The sequence below is a fragment of the Amycolatopsis sp. H20-H5 genome (assembly GCF_035828755.1).
In the GTDB taxonomy this organism is placed as follows: domain Bacteria; phylum Actinomycetota; class Actinomycetes; order Mycobacteriales; family Pseudonocardiaceae; genus Amycolatopsis.
Genome location: NZ_JAYMZS010000243.1, coordinates 1 through 3,498, shown reverse-complemented (window position 1 = coordinate 3,498; position 3,498 = coordinate 1). Strand labels below are relative to the sequence as shown.

2 protein-coding genes and 1 pseudogene are annotated in these 3,498 nt (G+C 66.3%); all 3 read left to right on the top strand.

All coding sequences use genetic code 11. The annotated features are described in order from the left end of the window. Nucleotides 1–438, top strand: a 438-nt coding sequence (locus tag QMK34_RS47075) for a PTS glucose transporter subunit IIA (RefSeq protein WP_326421546.1), incomplete at its 5' end; no start/stop codon positions are given. Between the two features lie 155 nt (nucleotides 439–593). Continuing rightward, complete coding sequence (locus QMK34_RS47070; RefSeq protein WP_326421544.1) at nucleotides 594–2,246, top strand: AMP-binding protein; 1,653 nt, start codon at nucleotides 594–596, stop codon at nucleotides 2,244–2,246. A gap of 191 nt (nucleotides 2,247–2,437) precedes the next feature. Next, nucleotides 2,438–3,288 (top strand): annotated as a pseudogene (locus QMK34_RS47065) (IS5 family transposase). Nucleotides 3,289–3,498 lie beyond the last annotated feature (210 nt).

Sequence of the window (3,498 nt, the reverse complement as noted above, 5' to 3'; positions counted from 1 at the left end):
CCAGGTGCGGCAACAACACCGCGAACTTCGCCGCCAGCACTGCCCCGATGTCCCCAGCCTCACGCATACCACAAGCATGACAGCTACAACCGGACTCTACGGGTTATTCATCGGCGCGCCCTTAGTGGTCGGTTTCGGAAGTTCTTCCACTTCGGTGTCGACACCGTGGAGCTGAAGGGAGAAGGGTTCACGCGGGTGGCCGAGGAGGGCCAGCGTGTTACGAAGGGAGAGGTCGTCCTGAAGGTCGACTTGGCGCTCCTGGAGGAGAAGGCCAAGTCCACACTCTCCCCGCTGGTGATCTCGAACATGGACGAGATCAGTCAGCTGACCAAGCTCACCGGCACCGTCACCGCTGGCGAATCACCAGTCCTGCGCGTGGAAAAGCAGGCGTTCTGGGGCCCCCGTAGTAACGCCAGCCGCTATGTCGGACCGTCCTGAACACCAAGTGTGGTGACACACTGACCAGGCAATCCGGTTGTTCTGCCGCCAGTACTACGGGGACCCCCTCACCTCCCGTCGAGGGGTTGACCGCCGGTCCGGCGCCTTCTAGCGTCTGCATACCGACAGTCGGTGTCCGATGTGGAAGGTGCCCGGTGAGCTGGTACGACGAGAAGCCCTGGCTCGCCCGGTACGGTGAGTACGGAATCAGCGGCCCGGCGGTCGGCTCGTCCAGCCTGCTGGAGACCTTCCGGCGGACCGCGGAGCGCGTCCCCGAGGTCCCCGCGATCGCCTACTTCGACGCGCACCTGAGCTACCGCGAGGTCGACGAGCTTTCCGACGGCGTCGCGAACCATCTGCTCGCGCGGGGGTTCCGGCGCGGCGACCGGCTGGTGGTGCTGCTCCAGAACATCCCGCAGTTCGTCCTCGCGCTGCTTGGTGCCTGGAAGGCGGGCGGGATCGTCGTCCCGGTCAACCCGATGTACCGCAGTGCCGAGCTGTCGCACGTGCTCACCGACGCCGGTGTCGCGGCCGTCGTGTGCTCGCAGACGGCCTGGAACGCCTACGTTTCCGACGTCGTCGACGCGAGCGACGTCCGCATCTCGCTGACCACGAGCGAACTCGACCTGCAGACCCGGGACGACGCCCGGGTGCTCGGCAAGGTCCGGCGCGAGGCCACTCCCGGCGCGGAAGACCTCCTCGACGTCGCGCGGGCGGGCGGGCCGCGGCCGCCTGAACCAGTGTTCTCCGCCGAAGACGTCGCGTTGATCAGCTACACCTCGGGCACCAGCGGAACGCCGAAGGGCGCGACGAACACCCACGGGAACATCGGGATCAACGCCGCGACCCTGACCGCGTTCAGCGGGCTGGGCCCAGGCAGCGTGCTGTTCGGGCTGGCGCCGCTGTTCCACATCACCGGGATAGTCGGCGAGGTCGCCTCCGCGATCGACCTCGGCGGCACCCTCGTCCTCGCGTACCGGTTCGAGCCCGGCGTGGTCCTGGACGCGTTTCTCGAACACCACCCCGTCTACACCGTTGGCCCGTCGACGGCCTACATGGCGCTGATGGCCCAGCCGGACGTCTCGCGGGAGCATTTCGCCTCCTTCCAGTGCGTCTACTCCGGTGGCGCCGCGCTTCCGCCGGCCGTCGTCGACACCTTCGAAGAGCGCTTCGGCCACTACCTCCACAACGGCTACGGGCTGACCGAGACGACCGCGGTCTGCGTGGCCGTGCCCGCGTCCGCGCGGGCGCCGGTCGATCCAGTGTCCGGGACGATCTCGATCGGCCTGCCGGTGCCGGACACGATCGTCCGCATCCTCGCCGAGGACGGCACCGAACTCCCGCCCGGTGAACCGGGCGAGATCGCCGTCGAGGGCCCGATGGTCGTCCCCGGCTACTGGAACCGGCCCGGGGAGTCCGCGGCCGCGCTGCCCGATGGCCGGCTGCTGACCGGCGACATCGGGTTCATGGACGCCGACGGCTGGCTCTACGTGGTCGACCGCAAGAAGGACATGATCAACGCGTCCGGGTTCAAGGTGTGGCCGCGCGAGGTCGAGGACGTCCTCTACACCCATCCTTCGGTGCGCGAAGCCGCCGTCGTCGGGGTGCCGGACGCGTACCGGGGCGAGACGGTCAAGGCCTACGTGAGCGCGCGGCCCGGTAGCGTGGCCGATCCGGCCGACCTCGTCGCCTACTGCCGCGAGCGGCTGGCCGCCTACAAGTACCCACGCGAGGTCGAAGTGCTCGCCGAGTTGCCAAAAACGGTCAGCGGGAAGATCCTGCGACGGGAACTGCGAGACCGAGGATAAGGACTGCCGATGGCACAGGTGGACACGGTCCGGGGCCCGGTCGACACCGCGGCGCTCGGCAGGGTTTTGTCGCTGTTTAGAGGCTCCGGCAGTTGATGTTGTCCGGTGGTCGTGGCTGGTCCGACAGCAGGGCAGGCACGGGCGTAGGTGATCATGGAGTTCTTGACGCTACGTGATCACCTGGACTGCCCGTGCCTGCTGTGCCATCTTCCCTCATTGATCCGCTCTGGGCCGAACTGGAGGCCCTGCTGGGGTCTCGACCGGAGTTTTCCCCGACCCACCCGTGGGGTGTCACCGCCGCCGGATTCCCGATCGTGTGGTGTTCGAGCACATCGTCGCTGCCCTGGTCCACGGCTCAGGTTACGAGGTCATCGCCAGCCGGGGATGCTCCGATCGCACCATCCGTCGCAGAGTCACCGCGTGGGCACACCGTGGCCTGGGACCCCGGCTCCACCAGATCACCCTGGTCGCCTACGACAAGATCATCGGACTGGAACTGGATGACCTCGCAACGGATGGTTGCATCACGAAAGCCCCGTGTGGCGGGGACAAGGCGGATCCGTCACCAGTCGACCGCCGCAAGGGCGGCCTGAAACGCTCGGTATGCACCGAGAGCGGCGGTGTACCCGTGGGGATCGTCTCAACAGGAGCCAACCGGCACGACTCCCCACTACTGGAACCAACAATCCAAGCCACCAAACGACAAGTGGGTACCCTGCCGGACAACCCTGTGATGCACCTGGATTCCGGCTACGACGGCAAACCCAGCCGCGACGTGCTCGCCGAACACGGCCTGGTCGGCGAGATCGCGAAAAAGGGCACCCCCAGTCCAATCCAGGTCGGCAAACGCTGGGTCGTGGAACGCACACATTCGTGGATGAACAACTTCGGCAAGCTCCGCCGCTGCACCGACCGCGACGGCCTGATCGTCGACTTCTACCTCTACCTCACCGCCGCGTTCGTCACCCTACGTTGCCTGATCCAGAAAGCCCGCCAGACCTACCGCTGGGACGGCCGCCCCACCACCCGTCGTCTCAAGTAACCCTCAATTGTCGGAGCCTCTAAGCCTGGATCCGTGGATTGGTGGGGTTTGTGACCGGCGTGGATATGAGGAAAGTGTTCTTTGACCTGCAACAATCGGGTGTGTTGAGGACCTGATCAGTGCGGATCGGAAGGACACTTTCAGTGAAATTGTCCCACAACTGGCGGCGCGGCGCCGCCACGTTCGATGACGAGAACCTCGTGTCGTGCG